The organism is Tsuneonella sp. HG222, from assembly GCF_053819185.1.
In genome coordinates this window covers 717,206-732,500 of record NZ_JBSOQZ010000002.1, presented here as the reverse complement: position 1 = coordinate 732,500, position 15,295 = coordinate 717,206, and the positions used below count along the sequence as shown (strand labels likewise).

Here is a 15,295-nt window from a genome sequence, read left to right as displayed (position 1 = left end):
GCGACCGACTAGATGAGTACCCTCACCCCATTGTCGGGATGACGAAGGCGTTCGACCCGTCCCCGCCACCGTCGGGCCAGCGCTGGGTCACCTTCTTGGCCTTGGTCCAGAAGCGCAGGCCTTCCATGCCGTACTGGTCGACATCGCCGAACCCGCTGCGCTTCCAGCCGCCGAAGCTGTGGTAGCTGACCGGCACCGGGATCGGCACGTTGATCCCGACCATGCCGACGTTGACCCGGTGGGCGAACTCGCGCGCGGCGTGGCCGTTGCGGGTGAAGATGGCGACGCCGTTGCCGTACTGGTGCTCGCTGGGCAGGCGCAGCGCCTCCTCGAAATCCTTCGCGCGGACGATCTGCAGCACGGGTCCGAAGATCTCTTCCTGGTAGCTCGACATGTCGGGCGTGACCCGGTCAATCAGCGTCGGGCCGATGAAGAAGCCCTTCTCGTGCCCCTGCAGGCTGAAGCCGCGGCCGTCGATCACGATCTCCCCGCCCTCGCGCTCGGCGGTGTCGATCCACTGCTCGACCCGCGCCTTGTGTTCGGGCGTCACGACCGGGCCGTAATGCGCCTCGGGATCGTTCGAGACCCCGACGCGCAGGGCGTTGATTGCCGGGATCAGCTTTTCGCGCAGACGCTCGGCCGTGTCTTCGCCCACCGGCACCACCACCGGCAGCGCCATGCACCGCTCGCCCGCGGAGCCGAAGGCCGCCCCGGCCAGATCGCTGACGACCATGTCGAGATCGGCATCGGGCATGACCACGCCGTGGTTCTTGGCCCCGCCCATCGCCTGCACGCGCTTCCCGGCCGCGACACCGCGCTTGTAGACGTAGTGCGCGATGTCGGACGAGCCGACGAAGCTGACCGCGGCGATGTCAGGGTGGTCGAGGATGGCGTCGACCATCTCCTTGTCGCCGTGGACGACCTGCAGCAGGCCTTCGGGCGCGCCCGCCTCCAGGAACAGCTCGGCCAGGCGCACGGGCACGCTGGGATCGCGCTCGCTGGGCTTGAGGATGAAGGCATTGCCCGCGGCGATCGCCATGCCGAACATCCACATCGGGATCATCGCCGGGAAGTTGAACGGCGTGATGCCCGCGCCGATGCCGAGCGGCTGGCGCATCGAATAGACATCGATGCCCGGCCCGGCGCCGTTGGTGTAATCGCCCTTGAGAACCTGCGGGATACCGCAGGCGAACTCGATCACCTCCAGCCCGCGCTGCACGTCGCCCTTGGCATCGTCGATGACCTTTCCGTGCTCGGAGCTGAGCAGTTCGGCCAGCTCCTGCATGTTGTCCTCGATCAGCTGCTTGAAGCGGAACATGACCCGCGCCCGGCGCTGCGGATTGGTCGCCGCCCAGGCGGGTTGCACCGCCCTTGCGGTGGCCACGGCGCGATCGAGCAAGGCGGCATCGCCCAGCGCCACTTCCGCCTGGATCTCGCCGGTCGAGGGATTCCACACCTTGTGCGTGCGGGCCCCTGCCGAACCGGTTCCGCCCGTCTGGTCCCCGGCGATGAAATGGTCGATCTGGCGCATGAGTAATTCCGTTGCTTCTGAAACTTGTTTCCCTCGCCTATGCGTGCGAGCGAGGCGAGGCAAGGAGATTGGGCGGACAGGGGCCGCAAATCCGGCACGGCGATGCGCGGGATGCCCGGCCCTTTCGACCCGCATGGGCCGAAGATCAATCTTCGTGCCGAAATCGTACCATCTGCTTTTGTAATTCGACGTGGAACTTAACCGTTGCTAACAAAAACGTATGTCGGGGCTGAAGACGTTAACTGCGCATCTTGCGAGCGAGGAGAAGTGCGCGCCCGAAGCCGGCCACCCCTTCGTCATCAAGGCCCGCGAGCTTGCCGCGCTCAACTACCTGCGCCGCGATCATCCCAAGCCGGTTGCCCTGACCTGGATCAACCGCGGCACCAACCAGAAGCTGCTTCCGCAAAGCGTCGCGATGCTGCTGCGCACCCTCTACCGGCCGAGCGCGACGCCCAGCGTCGTGAAGCTGCACGACCGGGCCGGCCTGCGCGTGACGTTCGCGCTGGAGAGCGAGCGGAACGCGTTCGCCCGCTATTTCGCCGATGCGTTCGAGCTGCATTCGAAGCGGCAACGCAGCCACGTGACGGCGGTGTTCGCAAGCCCCGAACTGGCCGAACACGCCTTCAAGGAACTGGTGGCCGAGGGCATCGACCGCGAGGCGATCTCGATCCTGTGGCGCGCGAGCCACTTCGTCGACACGATGGGCGAGTATCCCGCCGGCCACTCGAAACTCAGCGTCGCCTCGGCCACGCTCGGCGGCGGACTGGCCGGTGCCATCTTCGGCATGACGCTCCTGGCCATTCCCGGAATCGGCCCCATCGCGGTCGGCGGCGCGGTGGCGGTCCAGGCGCTTTCGGCCATCGCGGGCGTGGGCGGCGCACTGGGCGCGACCGGCAGCGCAATCGCCAAGATGTTGACCGATATCGATGTGGACAATCGCGAGGTCTCGTATTTCGAGATGCAGATACGCGAGGGGAAGATTTTCGTAACGGTCGATCCGGACAAGATCGGTCCCAAGGTGAAGATGGCCCGGGTCATTCTCGCCCGAAACGGCGGCGCTTTCGCAAGTTGACCTGGCAAGTTGGCAAGTAAGCGGCAGCTAGCCTCGGCGCGCGTTTCGTTCTAGCCACGCGCGATGAACAGCGCGTCTTCGTTCGTCGACTACTATGCACGCCTGCAGGTGAACTTCGACTGCAGCCCTCGCGAGCTGGAAGGCGCCTATCATCGCTTCGCCAAGCTCTATCACCCGGATTCCAGCGCGACAGCGGATGTCGACCGGTTCAGCGAGACGGTGGAAGCGTACCGGGTGTTGCGCGATCCCGAGACGCGTTCGGATTACGATCGGTCGTACTTTCAGGAAATGGGCATCGATCCCGCGATTCCGGAAACCCATGCCAACGGCCAGATAAAGGATCCGGACGCGATCGAGGACGGCGCGGCCCATACGGCCATCCTGCTGAAACTTTACAAGCAACGCCGGCAGTCGCCCGGGGAGCCTGGCATCCCGGCCTACGTGCTCGAGGAGATGGTCGGCTGCACCAACGAGCAGATGGATTTCCATGCCTGGTACCTGAAGGCGAAGGGCCTGGTCGAGATCACCGAGCAGGGCACCCTGGCCATCACGGTCGAGGGCGTCGACCTGGTAATCGCCGCATCACGCTCCCCGGACGCGCGGCCGCTGTACATCGCGGACTTCAACGGCTGATCGCTGGCGCGTCGCGAATGAAGGGAATCGTGGTGAGCCCGACAGGATTCGAACCTGTGACCCGCTGATTAAAAGTCAGCTGCTCTACCTACTGAGCTACGGGCCCCGCCACCCGCGCCACCTAGGCAGCGGCCGGGGACCGGTCAAGCGGGCGCGCAACTGGCGGACGGTCAGCCCGCTCAGCGGATCGCGCCACCCGGGGGCGATGGCGGCGGCCGGTGTGAGGACGAAGTCGCGTTCGCGGTACAGGGGATGGGGTATCGTAAGGCCGGGCGAGGACCACGCGCCGCCGCTCCACAGCACGAGGTCGAGATCCAGCACCCGCGACTGCCATCGCTGGCCGCCGGTCCGCCGGCCGAACTCGCGCTCGAGCCACTTGCACAGGGCGAGCAGGTCGGGCGGCGCAAGGTCCGTTTCGACCAGCGCGGCGGAGTTGGCATAGCGGCGGAGCGAGGGACCCACCGGCTCGCTCTCCAGCGTCGGCGCCTGCCGGACAATATCGACCCCTTCCTGTTCGAGCCGCGCCACGGCCGCATCGAGCACCTTGCGCGGCGCGCCGTAGCGGCCATGGCGCCGGTTCGATCCCAGCGCGATCAGATAGCGCGGGGGTTGTGCGGGCAGCGGGCGTGGATCGTCGGTCATGCGCCGGCCACGCGGTCAGATATCTTCCGCGATGCGCCCGTAAAGCTGCGGCCGGCGATCGCGGAAGAAGCCCCAGCTGGCCCGGTGCCTGCGGCCCTGCTCCAGGTCGAGCGTCGAGACGAGCGCGCCGCTTTCGTCGCAGCCGAACTCCGCGAGGTAATCACCCCATTCGTCGCAGATGAAGCTGTGGCCGTAGAACGCCTGCCCCTGCGCACCCCGCGGTCTTTCGTATCCGATGCGGTTGGCGGCGACCACCGGCATGCAATTCGACACCGCATGGCCGATCATCGCGCGGCGCCACATTCGGCTGGTGTCCATCTCCGCGTCTTTCGGCTCGCTGCCGATGGCGGTGGGATAGAACAGCACCTGCGCGCCCAGCAGGGCCAGGCAGCGGGCGGTCTCGGGATACCACTGGTCCCAGCAGATACCGATGCCGATCCGCGCGCCGAAGACGTCCCACACCTTGAACCCGTCGTTGCCCGGGCGGAAATAGAACTTCTCCTCGTACCCCGGCCCGTCGGGGATGTGGCTCTTGCGATAGGTCCCCATGATCTCGCCGTCGGGACCGATCATCGCGAAGGTGTTGTAATAGTGGTGTCCGTCACGCTCGAAGAAGCTGGTCGGGATCGCCACGCCGAGCTTGCCTGCCAGTTCGCGCATCGCGACGACCGAGGGGTGCTCTGCCGTCGGCCGCGCGAGAGCGAATAGGGCATCGTCCTCCACCGCGCAGAAATAGGGCCCGCTGAACAGCTCGGGCGGCAGGATCACCTGCGCGCCCTTGCCCGCAGCTTCCTCCACCAGGGTAGAAACGGCGGCAATGTTGTCACGCTCGTCGGTCGAGCCGAGCGCAAGCTGGAGGGCGGCAACGGTGAGCTTGGTCATGCCCGGCGATTATTTCGGGACGAGCGCGAAGTCCACCTGAACCGAAACCATGCTGGTCGTCTGGCCGGGCATAATCCTGCCGCTTTCCGGGCTGGCCTGCTGCGCGATGGGGGGCGGCGGCGGCGGAGCGACCGGAACGCCGGGGAGATACTGGTTGCCCTGCGATCCCCCGCCATCGCGAATGGTCAGCACGCGCGAGATCTCCATCCCCGCAGCCCCGGCATAGGCTTCGGCCCGGGCCTTCGCCGCGCGATAAGCTGCGCCGTATGCTTCGGTGGCGGCCTTTTCTGGATCGGACATGCGCAGGTCCGGGCCGGAGAGGATGTTGGCCCCGGCTTCGGTGGCGGCCGTGACCGCCTGGCCGGCGGAGTCGATCTTGCGGACGGTCACGGCGACGACATTGCTCGCCTGGAACTGGCCCTTGTTCGGGCCCCAGTCGACCTTGCCCACGCTGACCGCGCGGGTCTGGATGTCCGCTTCGGGAATGCCCGCGGCACGCAGGGCGGCGACAACCTTGGCGATGTCGCGCGTGTTGGCCTCGCTCGCCGCGCGGGCGGTGGCCGCGAAGGAATTGACGCCAGCCTGGAAGAACGCCTCGTCGGGACGGCTCTCGGCCTGACCGGTGGCGCTGACCGACAGCAGCGTTTCCCCATGATCGACCCCGCGCGGGTCGTAAGGCGCATCACCGCAGGCGGCCAGCGCTAGGGCGGCCCCCGTGACGAGCGAAAATCGGGCCAAATTCATGCGACTCACTCCATTCCAACCCTAATGATACATTGTCACATCAATTGGAAATGGGCGCAAGCGGTTCAGGGCCGCTTGCGGAACAGCAGGGTCATGCGGTCGCTTTCCCCGATGGCCGAGCGCCGCGCCTTCTCGGCATCGGTCGTCGCGCCGCGCATGCCGGGCGGAAGAGACCAGACCCCGCCCTCCCAATCGGCCGGATCCTTGGGATTGGCGTTGATCTCGCTCTTGGCGACCAGATCGAAACCATAGGCATCGAACAGGGCGATCACGTCCTTTTCACGCTGATAGCCCTTGTCGCCCAGGGTCTCCGCCGCCGGGGCGTCGGCCCTGGCGCGGTGCTGGACCACGCCGACCATCCCGTCGGGCTTCAGCAGCTTGCGGAAGGCGACCATGGAATCGTGCAGCCAGCCGGCCCGGCGCATGTTGTGGATTTCGCGGAAGATGAGAACCCGGTCGGCCTTGCCCTCGAGGTCCGCCGGAACGGTATCGGTGTTGGCGCCAATCACGCGCGCACCGTCGGAGCCGACCCAGCCCTTCGCGTCGGCGGGGATCTTCTCCGCCGCGTTGCGATACATGTCCCAGTAGCCGGTCAGCCGCGGATGAAGGTCGGGATTGAGGCCGACATAGGTGCCCGCCCCTCCAAGGTAGGGGATCAGCACCCGCGAGTACCAGCCGTCGGCCGGCATGTAGTCGACCACGGTCATGCCCAGATCGACCTGAAAGAACGTCAGCGTTTCGGCGGGGTGACGCCACTCGTCCCGCACGCGATCGGCGGCCCGCCGCTCGTGTCCCAGCGATTGCGCCAGCGCCGCTGGGTCGGCCGCAGCGGGCGCCGTGGCGAATGGCGCGGCGAGCGCCAGCAAGGCGGCGGCAAATATCGGTCGGCTCATCGTATCTCTCCCTTTGCGCCAGACTACGCGTGCTGCCGGCGATGACAAGTTGCAGGCGCCTTCCTATCTCCCCTGCGAAGGAGAATTTCATGAGCGAACAGGCAATCGTGGCCGGTGGCTGCTTCTGGTGCACCGAGGCTGTGTTCCGCGACGTGATCGGCGTGAGCGAGGTCGAGAGCGGCTATATCGGCGGAACCGTGGCGGATCCGACGTACAAGCAGGTGTGCGGCGGCCAGACCGGCCATGCCGAAGCGATCCGCGTGACCTTCGATCCCGCGACGATCGGCCTCGGCGAAATCTTCGACGTGTTTCTGGGCACTCACGATCCGACCCAGCTCAACCGCCAGGGCAACGACATCGGCACGCAGTATCGCAGCGCGATCTTCCCGACCGACGATCAGCGTGCCGAGGCCGAAGCCGCGATCGAGCGTTGGAACGCGGATCATCCGGGCGAGCAGGCGGTCACCACCATCGAACCGGTGAGCGAATGGTATCCGGCGGAAGACTACCACCAGGAATACTGGGAGGGGGAAGGACAGCGCAATCCGTACTGCCTCGCCGTCATTCCGCCCAAGCTGCTGAAGCTGCGCAAGAGCTTCGCCGCGAAGGTGAAGCAGGCGTAGGCGGCACTCGGGTTGTCGACATGGACCGGCCAGATCATGATATGTAAGGAAACGCTCCTGTAGCGGACACGCGTTGCAACCGTTGGCGGCTTGAGCCGTTGCGCCGACGTAAAGGAATTCGATTGCCCACACCCGCCGACAGGCTCGATCGCGCCGAAGCCGAACTGACCTCCGCACGCAACGCGCTGCGCGAAAGCGATCTTCGCTTTCGCACGCTGGCCGACGCCTTCCCGCATATGGTCTGGTCGACCTTGCCCGACGGGTTTCACGACTATTACAACTCGCGCTGGTACGAATACACGGGCGTGCCCGAGGGTTCGACCGACGGCGAGGCGTGGAACGGCATGTTCCATCCCGACGACCAGGAACGTGCCTGGGCCAGTTGGCGCAAAAGTCTCGAGACAGGTGAGCCCTACGAGATCGAGTACCGGCTGCGCCATCGGTCCGGCGATTACCGCTGGGTGCTGGGCCGCGCGATGCCGGTCCATGACGGCGACGGCAACATCGTGCGGTGGATGGGTACCTGTACCGACATTCACAAGCAGAAGGAAATTGCCCAGCAAAACGAGATCCTCGGGCGCGAACTGAGCCATCGGATCAAGAACATCTTCTCGGTCATCGGCGGCCTGATCGGTCTTTCGGCCCGGCGCGCGCCGGACCATCGCGAATTCGCTTCCGAACTCCAGATGCGCATTTCCGCCCTTGGTCGAGCGCACGAACTGGTGCGACCCCATTCCGATCAGTCGCGGCCGCAGGTGGAAACCGAGAGCCTGATCGCGCTCTGCCGCGATGTTCTCAGCCCATATCCGGCCATGGCCGAAGGGCGCATCACGGTGGAAGGCACCGATGTGCGGATCGACGACCGCGGGGCGACGCCGCTGGCCCTGCTGGTTCACGAACTCGCCACCAATGCGGTGAAGTACGGGTCGCTTTCTTCGGATGTGGGCACGGTGACGCTCGATATCGCGCGCGACAATGACGAGGCGGTGCTGACCTGGCGCGAGGCCGGCGGGCCACCGATCGCCGGGCCGCCGGTGCAAGAAGGGTTCGGCACCAAGCTTGCCCAGATGAGCATCGTCCAGCAGTTGGGCGGAACACTGCAGCGCGAATGGGAGCCCGGCGGACTTCACGCCGTGGCACGCGCGCCGATACGCAATCTGGCGCGCTAGGTTCTTCTAAATGGGAGGATTTCCGTCCGCTTTTGCGGCCGGATGGGCAGCGTCAGCCGAACAGACGCATGGTCGGTGGCGCAACGGCTGCATGCCCAGAAGCTCGTTCCAACCCGAAATTGACCGCCGCGAGCAACGTCGCTTCATCGGTCGGCTTGGTCAGGACGCCGATCGTCCCCGCCACGCCCTGGTGAAGCTGCGCCGGGTTAGCGGTCACGAAGATCACCGGCACGCCGGCTGACGAGAGCCGCCGGCCGATTTCCGGCCCGGTCAGGCCGTCGCGCAAGTTGAGGTCGACGAGCGCGAGGTCCAGCTTCTCGTCGAAGAATGTCTCGGCGCTCGCGAGGTCGGGCGCGATCCCGACGCATTGATGGCCGCCATCCTCCAGGATGTAGCTCATCTCGCTCGCTACGAGAATTTCATCTTCAACGATCAAAATCCTGGACATTTCGGCCTTCGAAACTTGTACTGGTCAGGTTCAACCGGCCAGCGGCGGAGTTGTTCCGGTTTTTGGCCCTCTGCCCGTCGCATTCCGGGTGGTCGCAAGGCGCTTGCGGTCAGATCGCCTGCCCGGCCGCCCAGCCGCTGGCCTAGGCCCACTGGAAATTGTAGCCGCCGAGCCAGCCGGTGACGTCCACGGCCTCGCCGATGAAATAGAGGCCCGGCACGCGCTTCGCCTCCATCGTCTTCGACGACAGCTCGGCCGTGCTTACACCGCCGACCGTGACTTCGGCCTTGGCGAACCCCTCGGTCCCGTTCGGATCAAAGCGCCAGCGGGCGAGCGCTTCCTCGGCACGGCGCAGATCGGCGTCCTTGCAATCGGCCAGCGGGCGCTCGAGCGAAAGGCGGTCGGCAAGGGCGTCGGCAAGGCGCTGGGGCAGCTTCTCGCGCAGCCGACCGCGCAAGGTCGCGCGTGGTCCTTCGCGCTTTTCCGCGAGGAGCCAGTCTGCGGGTGTGCCGGGGAGGAAGTCGATCTCGACCGGCTCGCCGCGCCGCCAGTAGGACGAGACCTGGAGGATTGCCGGACCCGAAAGGCCGCGGTGGGTGAAGAGCGCCGCCTCGGCGAATTTCGCCTTACCGCAGCGGGCTACGACGGGGGCGGCAACGCCGGAGAGCTCGCGGAAGAGCACGTCCTCGCCGCCCAGCGTCAACGGCACGAGCGCGGGGCGCGGCTCGACCACCTTGAGGCCGAATTGCCGTGCAAGGTCATAGGCATAGCCGGTCGCACCCATCTTGGGGATCGACGGCCCGCCGGTCGCGACGACAAGCGCGGAGGCGGTCACGACGCTGTCTCCCAACGTGAGAACCAGGCGCTCAGCATTCCGTTCGACGCTCTCGACCGATGCCCCGAAGAGCGTCTCCACATTCCCGGCCGCGCATTCGGCCAGCAGCAGGTCGACGATCTGGCTGGCCGAGCCGTCGCAAAACAGCTGGCCGAGGGTTTTCTCGTGCCAGGCGATGCCGTGGCGCTCCACCAGATCAAGGAAATCGCGCGGGGTGTAGCGGCTCAGCGCCGACTTGGCGAAGTGCGGATTGGCCGACAGGAAACGCTCGGGCACGCAGTGGATATTGGTGAAGTTGCACCGCCCGCCGCCCGAGATGAGGATCTTCTTGCCCGGCCGCTCGGCCTTGTCGATCAGCAGCACCCGGCGGCCGCGCTTGCCCGCCTCGGCGGCGCACATCATCCCCGCCGCGCCCGCGCCCAGCACGATCGCGTCGTAGTCGGGGCCGCTCATTTACCTGCGCCAGCGGGCGATGAAGAACCCGTCGAGCCCGCCGACATCGGCCAGCATCCCGGGATCGGTCCGCACCCAGCCTTCGGCGGTCGGGAGGAGCCCCGCCGGCAGGTCCTGCGCACCGATCGGCAGCGGCTCGAGGGCGACCTCGCCGACCTGCCCCTCGCCTTCCTCGCGCTCGAGCGAGCAGACGGCATAGACCAGCGTGCCGCCCGGCTTCAGCCAGCCCGCCGCGCGTGCCAGCATGGCGGCCTGCAATTCGGCCATCTCGGCGATCTGCCCGGGCGCGATGCGGTGGACGACGTCGGGGTGGCGGCGCGCGGTGCCCGTGGCGGTGCACGGCGCGTCGAGCAGGATTGCGTCGAACGGCTCCTCCGGTTCCCAGGCGAGCACGTCGGCCACGACGATCCCGGCGGCAAGGCCGGTGCGGGCGAGATTTTGGCGCAGGCGGTCGAGCCGCTTGTCGCTGGCGTCGAGCGCGGTGACCTGCCAGCCGGCCGCCGCCAGTTGCAGCGTCTTGCCGCCCGGCGCGGCGCACAGGTCGAGCACGCGGCGCCCTTCCCCCGGGCCCAGCAGGCGGGCGGGGATAGTGGCGGCGAGATCCTGCACCCACCATTCACCCTGCTCGAATCCGCGGATCCGCTCGACCGTCAGGCCGCGCGGCACCCGCACGTGCCCGGGCGTGAGCGATACGCCGTCCAGCGCACCGGCGAGCTCCTCCGCCGCAGCAGGATCGCGCAGCGTGAGGTCGAGCGGCGGCGGTTCGGCCAGGCCCGCCGCGATGGCCGGCGCCCGTTCGCCCCACCGCGCGGCTACGTCCGGCGGCAGGGTCGGCGCGTCGGGCAAGGCGGCTCCACGCTTGTGCAGCGTGGAGAACACCCCGTGCGCCAGCCGCCGCGGTCCGCCCGCCAGCAGTTGCAGCCCGGTCGCCACGACCGCGTGCGGAGGCGTGTCGAGCCGTAGCCATTGCGCCAGCATCATGCGCAGCACCGTGCGCGGCTTGGCATCGTCGGGCAGATTCTGCCGTGTAGCGCTGTCGATCAGCGCATCGAGATCGACCAGCCAGCGCAGCACCTCGCCGGCGATGGCGCGGGCGAGCGCACGATCGGCGGGGAGCAGGCCCTTCGCCGCAGCGCTTTCGGCCACGTCGAGCGTCTCCCCCCGCCGCAGAACGGCATCGAGCATGCGCAGCGCCGCGCGCCGGGCGGGGGTCCCTGCCGGGTCCTTCATCGGGTTTCCTTCATCCGCCGGCCCCTATCGGCGATTGCATCGCAGCGCCAGCGCGCCCATCTTGCCGCCATGCCCGCCCCGACCACCCGCAAGCCTTTCAAGAAGCCCGCGCACTGGACCGACGAGCCGATCCCCGAGCCGCGCGAGAGCAAGGTGGAAGAGGAACTGAGCCCGACCCGCTACGGCGATTGGGAGCGCAACGGCGTGGCGGTGGATTTCTAGCGCCCTTCCGCGTCCCTCGCGTTCGCGTCGCCGGGCGCGGGGCCGAGGATCCGCTCCCAATCGATCCGCGCAAACGCCACCAGCGCCAGCAGAAGCGCGACCTGGACGGCGATGCCTAGGGGGCTCGAGAAGCCTTCCCGCAGCGAGTCACCCAGGCTCGAATGCTTCAGGACGTTGGCCGACGCGGCATAGAACGAATAGGACAGCAGCCGGCCGGTAAAGAAGGCGGCCGTGAAGGCGACCAGCGGCACGCGGGCCAGGCCGGCCGCGGCGAACAACTGGGCCGATGAAAGCGGCGACACGGCAAACAGCGCCAGCGCGACGATCCCGCCCTTGCGGTTGCGGTCGAACGCGGCGCGCACCGCGGCAAGGTTGCGCCTGGTCTTGTCCGACAGGACGGACGCGAAGGCCCGGAAACCGTGCGCGAGGGTAAACCGGCCGAGGGCCGCGGCCAGCGCGCCGGTCAGGACGATGCCCTCCAGCGGCAGGTCCGAATTGAGGCCGTAAAGGACGATGATCGACCACGTCGGCGGCGCGAATGCCGGCAGCAGGTTGATCCCGAAGACGATGGCGAAGAGGACGACGAATTCCATCGCCGATCCTCAGGCCGTCCAGCCCCCCAGCTCGCGCCGCACGATCGCTTCCAGCATCGCCATGCCCGCCTCGCCCGCATTGAGGCAGTCGAGCGCATGGAAGTGCTCGCCCCCCGCGCCGACGAACTGCTCGCGGCCGCGGATGGCCAGCTCCTCGAGGGTTTCGAGGCAGTCGGCGGCAAAGCCCGGGGCGGCGATGGCGAGGCGCCGCGTGCCGCCGCGCGCCTCTTCCTCCAGCACCGTGTCGGTCGCCGGCTCGAGCCATTTGGCCCGGCCGAACCGGCTCTGGAAGGTGGTGACCATGCGCAGCGCCGGGCGCGCCAGCGCATCCTCCAGCAGCCGCGCGGTCTTGCGGCAATGGCAGTGATAGGGGTCGCCCAGGTGCAACGTGCGCTCGGGCATTCCGTGGAAACTCAGCAGCAGCACCTCGGGCACGAATTCCAGCGCGTCGAGCTGGCGGCCCAGATCGGCAGCCAGCGCGGCGATATAGGCCGGATCGTCGTGGTACGGCGGCAGGGTGCGCAGCGACGGTTGCCAACGCATTTCCCGCAGCTTGTCCGCAGCATTGTCCACAACCGTAGCGGTCGTCGCGCCGCTGTATTGCGGATAGAGCGGGGCGAGCAGAATGCGCTCGCGCCCCTCGTCCATCAGTTCCTGCATTACGGCGCCGATGGCTGGGTTCCCGTAGCGCATGGCATGGCGCACCATCACGTCCGCGCCCAGCCGCTGCTGCAGCGCCTGCGCCTGCTGCGCGGTGATCGCGGCAAGCGGCGAGCCCTGCTCGGTCCAGACCTGCGAATAGGCGTGGGCCGACTTTTTGGGACGGGTGTTGAGGATGATGCCGCGCAGGATCGGCTGCCAGACCAGCGCCGGGATCTCGACCACGCGGCGGTCGGAGAGGAATTCGCCGAGGTAGCGCTTCACGCTGCGCGGATCGGGTGCATCGGGCGTGCCGAGGTTGACCAGCATCACGCCCACGCGGCCGCTCTTGACGGGTGGATGATCGGCCGGAAGCTGCTGCGGTTGGAAGGTCATAGCCCGCCCGATAGCAGGGGCAGGCGGCGCAGGCGAAGCCCGGTCGCGGAAAAGAGCGCATTGCCGACCGCGGGCGCCACCGCGGGCACGCCGATCTCGCCCGGATCGAACGGATCGGCGGTGCTGTCGATCAGTTCGACCACGATCTCGGGGCAGTCCTTCAATTCGGGAATCTGCAGCGCCGCCAGGCGGCCGCCCACGGGCAGGCCGGCTTCGTAATGCGCCCCGGAGCCGAGCGCCAGGCCGAGCCCGAACAGCAAGCCGCCTTCGATCTGCTGCAGGGCGAGATCGCGGTTGACGACGCGCCCGATGTCCACCGCGGCGGTCAACCGGCTGACCTTCACCCCTCCCTCGCCGGTGGCGGCGGTGGCGACGACGGCGATGGTGCCGCCGCTATCGGCCTCCGTACCGGCCGCGCCCATCCGGTGGCAGGCTATCCCCTGCCCGCTGCCGCCCTGCCCGCCGTCCCACTCCGCCAGCGCGGCGGCGCGCTGCAGGCAGGCGGCGAGCCGCGGGCTCTTGCCGAGCATCGACATGCGATAGCCGAGCGGCTCCTGCCCGTTGCGATGGGCCACCTCGTCGATGAAGCTTTCGAGCATGAACGCGGTGTAGCCGTGCGCATTGGCGCGCATGCGGCCGGTCGGCAGGCCGATCCTGACCGGCGTATGGTCGATTGCTACGTTGGGAATGGCATAGACCGGCATCAGCCCGTCGAGCGCCATGGCATCGGTTTCGTCCTCCGCCTCGTCGATCGCCGCCCAGTCGGTCCGGTTGCCGAACAGACGCCTGCCGAATTCCACCGTGGTGGCAGGCATCGCGAGCCGCGCGCGAAAGGTGTCGATATAGCCGGCCTCGCCGATCCGCCCGCTGAGCACGGCGGCGACCGGCGCGCGCGGCCGGGACATCAGCGTCTCCTGCCAGCGCGACCAGACAAGCTGGACCGGCCGGCCCGCCTCGCGCGCGATCAGCGCGGCCTCGATCGCGTGGTCGCACTCCAGCCGCGCGTCGAAGCTGCCCCCGGCAGGCATCGTGTAGAGCACGACGTCGCCTTCGCTCAGGTCCAGGGCCTTGGCCACCGCCTTACGCGCGACTTCCGGGGCCTGGCTTGCCAGCCACAGTTCCAGACGGCCGTCGGCCAGCCGCGCGGTGCAGGTCGCCGTCTCGATGGCGCCGTGGAGTGCCGGCATGATGTCGTAGCGCAGCGACAGTGTCGGCTTGCCGGGCATCAGGTCGTCGCCCTCGCCGCGCGTCGCGATGCGCTGCGTGTCGTCGCGCCGGACCCCTTCGTCGAGCGCCTCGTCGAGCCGCAGTGATTCGACCGGGTTCGTCACCCGGAAGCGCGGATTCAGCGCCACCAGCGCCTGTTCGGCCGCCCACCAGGTGTCCGCCACCGCGGCGAGCCACCTCTTGCCGTTGACGACGGTCAGCAGCCCCGGCAGGCCCGCCGCGGCCTGGCGGTCGAAGCTGGAAAGCTCTGCCCGGGTGCGCGGCCCGTGGCGGATCGCCGCATAGGCCATGTTCGGCAGGCGCACGTCGCCGGCGAACTGCCAGGTGCCGTCGACCTTGCTCGGCATGTCGAGGCGCGGGAAGGCGGTCTGCAGTTCGAGCAGTTCGGGGAAGTCGCGGCCGACCTCGGCGGGCGGTTTGGGCCGCAGCGGCGGGGCGAACGGGGGATCGAACCCGGCCGCCTCGGACGCCAACTCGCCGAAGGTCAGCCGGTTCTGGCCCTGGACGACGAAGCCCTCGGCGGTCTCGCATTCCTCCCAGTCGACGCCCCAGCGGTCGGCCGCCGCCATGCAGAGCAGCGCGCGGGCCGTGGCGGCGGCTTCGCGCGCCGGGCGCTCGTAAGCTGCCAGCGTCGTGCCCTCGGCCGTCGCGGTGAAGGCCTCGTCCTGTGCCCAGCGCCGCAGCAGCAGGTCGTCGGGCTCGCTCGCGAGCATGTGCCAGCCGCCGTCCTGCCACAGCGGGGCCCAGCGGGCCGCGAGCGCGGCGTTGGGATAGGCGCCGCTGATCGGCGCGGGGCCCGCAGCGATCTGGCGCCAGTCGGCCCCCAGTTCCATCGCCACGATCTGCGGCAGCAGCGTGGTGACGCCCTGGCCCATCTCGAGTTGCGGGACGGCCACGGTGACGACCCCGTCCCGGCCGATCGTCAGCCAGGCGTCGAAGGCCGTCTCGCCCGGGCCCGTCGGCAGCGGCGCGCCGTAGTGGCGCGGCCAGACGGCCCAGGCGACGAGCAGACCCCCGCCCGCCGCAGCACCCGCGATCAGGCCGCGGCGCGAGAGCTTCATCG

Annotated in this window: 16 protein-coding genes and 1 tRNA gene; 5 read left to right on the top strand and 12 right to left on the bottom strand. The window is 68.3% G+C overall.

The annotated features are described in order from the left end of the window. Nucleotides 1–22: 22 nt before the first annotated feature. Entirely contained in the window at nt 23–1,531 is a 1,509-nt protein-coding gene (locus ACWPMZ_RS15155) for a CoA-acylating methylmalonate-semialdehyde dehydrogenase (protein WP_455704892.1), read from the bottom strand. 220 nt (nt 1,532–1,751) lie between these two features. On the opposite strand from ACWPMZ_RS15155, the gene ACWPMZ_RS15150 reads away from it, so the two are divergent. Together ACWPMZ_RS15150 and ACWPMZ_RS15145 are read left to right on the top strand one after the other, a co-directional pair. Further along, nucleotides 1,752–2,603 carry a hypothetical protein gene (locus tag ACWPMZ_RS15150; RefSeq protein WP_455704891.1) on the top strand — a complete coding sequence of 284 codons (852 nt, stop codon included), beginning with the start codon at nt 1,752–1,754 and terminating at the stop codon, nt 2,601–2,603. Between the two features lie 63 nt (nt 2,604–2,666). Further along, a complete protein-coding gene (locus tag ACWPMZ_RS15145) occupies nt 2,667–3,236 on the top strand; it encodes a DnaJ domain-containing protein (RefSeq protein WP_455704890.1) in 570 nt (189 codons plus the stop codon). Between the two features lie 30 nt (nt 3,237–3,266). On the opposite strand, the gene ACWPMZ_RS15140 is transcribed toward ACWPMZ_RS15145, so the two are convergent. From ACWPMZ_RS15140 to ACWPMZ_RS15120, 5 genes are all read right to left on the bottom strand, one after another. Next, nucleotides 3,267–3,342, bottom strand: a tRNA-Lys gene (locus ACWPMZ_RS15140). Continuing rightward, a complete protein-coding gene (folK, locus tag ACWPMZ_RS15135) occupies nt 3,333–3,878 on the bottom strand; it encodes a 2-amino-4-hydroxy-6-hydroxymethyldihydropteridine diphosphokinase (RefSeq protein ID WP_455704889.1) in 546 nt (181 codons plus the stop codon). The genes ACWPMZ_RS15140 and folK overlap by 10 nt, the downstream gene beginning before the upstream one ends. Nucleotides 3,879–3,893: 15 nt before the next feature. Further along, nucleotides 3,894–4,760: an N-carbamoylputrescine amidase gene (gene aguB / locus ACWPMZ_RS15130; RefSeq protein WP_455704888.1), complete on the bottom strand. Its 867-nt coding sequence runs from the start codon at nt 4,758–4,760 to the stop codon at nt 3,894–3,896. A gap of 9 nt (nt 4,761–4,769) precedes the next feature. Further along, nucleotides 4,770–5,504 (bottom strand): SIMPL domain-containing protein, encoded by a 735-nt coding sequence (locus ACWPMZ_RS15125; RefSeq protein WP_455704887.1) that lies wholly within the window; start codon nt 5,502–5,504, stop codon nt 4,770–4,772. A 65-nt stretch (nt 5,505–5,569) separates the two neighbouring features. Next, on the bottom strand, nt 5,570–6,397 hold the full coding sequence (locus ACWPMZ_RS15120) for a class I SAM-dependent methyltransferase (RefSeq protein ID WP_455704886.1): 828 nt from the start codon (nt 6,395–6,397) through the stop codon (nt 5,570–5,572). Nucleotides 6,398–6,486: 89 nt separating this feature from the next. Here ACWPMZ_RS15120 and msrA point away from each other — a divergent pair, with 89 nt between their 5' ends. Both msrA and ACWPMZ_RS15110 read left to right on the top strand, forming a co-directional pair. After that, nucleotides 6,487–7,020: a peptide-methionine (S)-S-oxide reductase MsrA gene (gene msrA / locus ACWPMZ_RS15115; RefSeq protein ID WP_455704885.1), complete on the top strand. Its 534-nt coding sequence runs from the start codon at nt 6,487–6,489 to the stop codon at nt 7,018–7,020. A gap of 122 nt (nt 7,021–7,142) precedes the next feature. After that, nucleotides 7,143–8,189, top strand: coding sequence for a PAS domain-containing protein (locus tag ACWPMZ_RS15110; protein WP_455704884.1), 1,047 nt, complete (start codon nt 7,143–7,145; stop codon nt 8,187–8,189). 52 nt (nt 8,190–8,241) lie between these two features. On the opposite strand, the gene ACWPMZ_RS15105 is transcribed toward ACWPMZ_RS15110, so the two are convergent. The 3 genes from ACWPMZ_RS15105 to ACWPMZ_RS15095 all read right to left on the bottom strand — a co-directional run bounded on the left by ACWPMZ_RS15105 (nt 8,242) and on the right by ACWPMZ_RS15095 (nt 11,155). Continuing rightward, a complete protein-coding gene (locus ACWPMZ_RS15105) occupies nt 8,242–8,637 on the bottom strand; it encodes a response regulator (protein WP_455704883.1) in 396 nt (131 codons plus the stop codon). Between the two features lie 142 nt (nt 8,638–8,779). Further along, a complete protein-coding gene (locus ACWPMZ_RS15100; protein WP_455704882.1) occupies nt 8,780–9,925 on the bottom strand; it encodes an NAD(P)/FAD-dependent oxidoreductase in 1,146 nt (381 codons plus the stop codon). Next, nucleotides 9,926–11,155 carry an RsmB/NOP family class I SAM-dependent RNA methyltransferase gene (locus ACWPMZ_RS15095; protein ID WP_455704881.1) on the bottom strand — a complete coding sequence of 410 codons (1,230 nt, stop codon included), beginning with the start codon at nt 11,153–11,155 and terminating at the stop codon, nt 9,926–9,928. Nucleotides 11,156–11,224: 69 nt separating this feature from the next. Between ACWPMZ_RS15095 and ACWPMZ_RS15090 the strand changes: the two genes are divergently transcribed. Beyond that, nucleotides 11,225–11,377 carry a DUF1674 domain-containing protein gene (locus ACWPMZ_RS15090; RefSeq protein ID WP_455704880.1) on the top strand — a complete coding sequence of 51 codons (153 nt, stop codon included), beginning with the start codon at nt 11,225–11,227 and terminating at the stop codon, nt 11,375–11,377. On the opposite strand, the gene ACWPMZ_RS15085 is transcribed toward ACWPMZ_RS15090, so the two are convergent. The 3 genes from ACWPMZ_RS15085 to ACWPMZ_RS15075 are packed head-to-tail and all read right to left on the bottom strand — an operon-like array spanning nt 11,374 to nt 15,293. Further along, entirely contained in the window at nt 11,374–11,970 is a 597-nt protein-coding gene (locus ACWPMZ_RS15085) for a hypothetical protein (protein WP_455704879.1), read from the bottom strand. The two genes, ACWPMZ_RS15090 and ACWPMZ_RS15085, sit on opposite strands and share 4 nt — an antisense overlap. Before the next feature lie 9 nt (nt 11,971–11,979). Further along, nucleotides 11,980–13,005 carry a ferrochelatase gene (gene hemH / locus ACWPMZ_RS15080; protein ID WP_455704878.1) on the bottom strand — a complete coding sequence of 342 codons (1,026 nt, stop codon included), beginning with the start codon at nt 13,003–13,005 and terminating at the stop codon, nt 11,980–11,982. Beyond that, the gene (locus ACWPMZ_RS15075) at nt 13,002–15,293 is read right to left on the bottom strand and encodes a molybdopterin cofactor-binding domain-containing protein (protein ID WP_455704877.1); all 2,292 of its coding nucleotides are present in this window, start codon (nt 15,291–15,293) and stop codon (nt 13,002–13,004) included. Before ACWPMZ_RS15075 ends, hemH begins: the two co-directional genes overlap by 4 nt. Nucleotides 15,294–15,295: the final 2 nt, after the last annotated feature.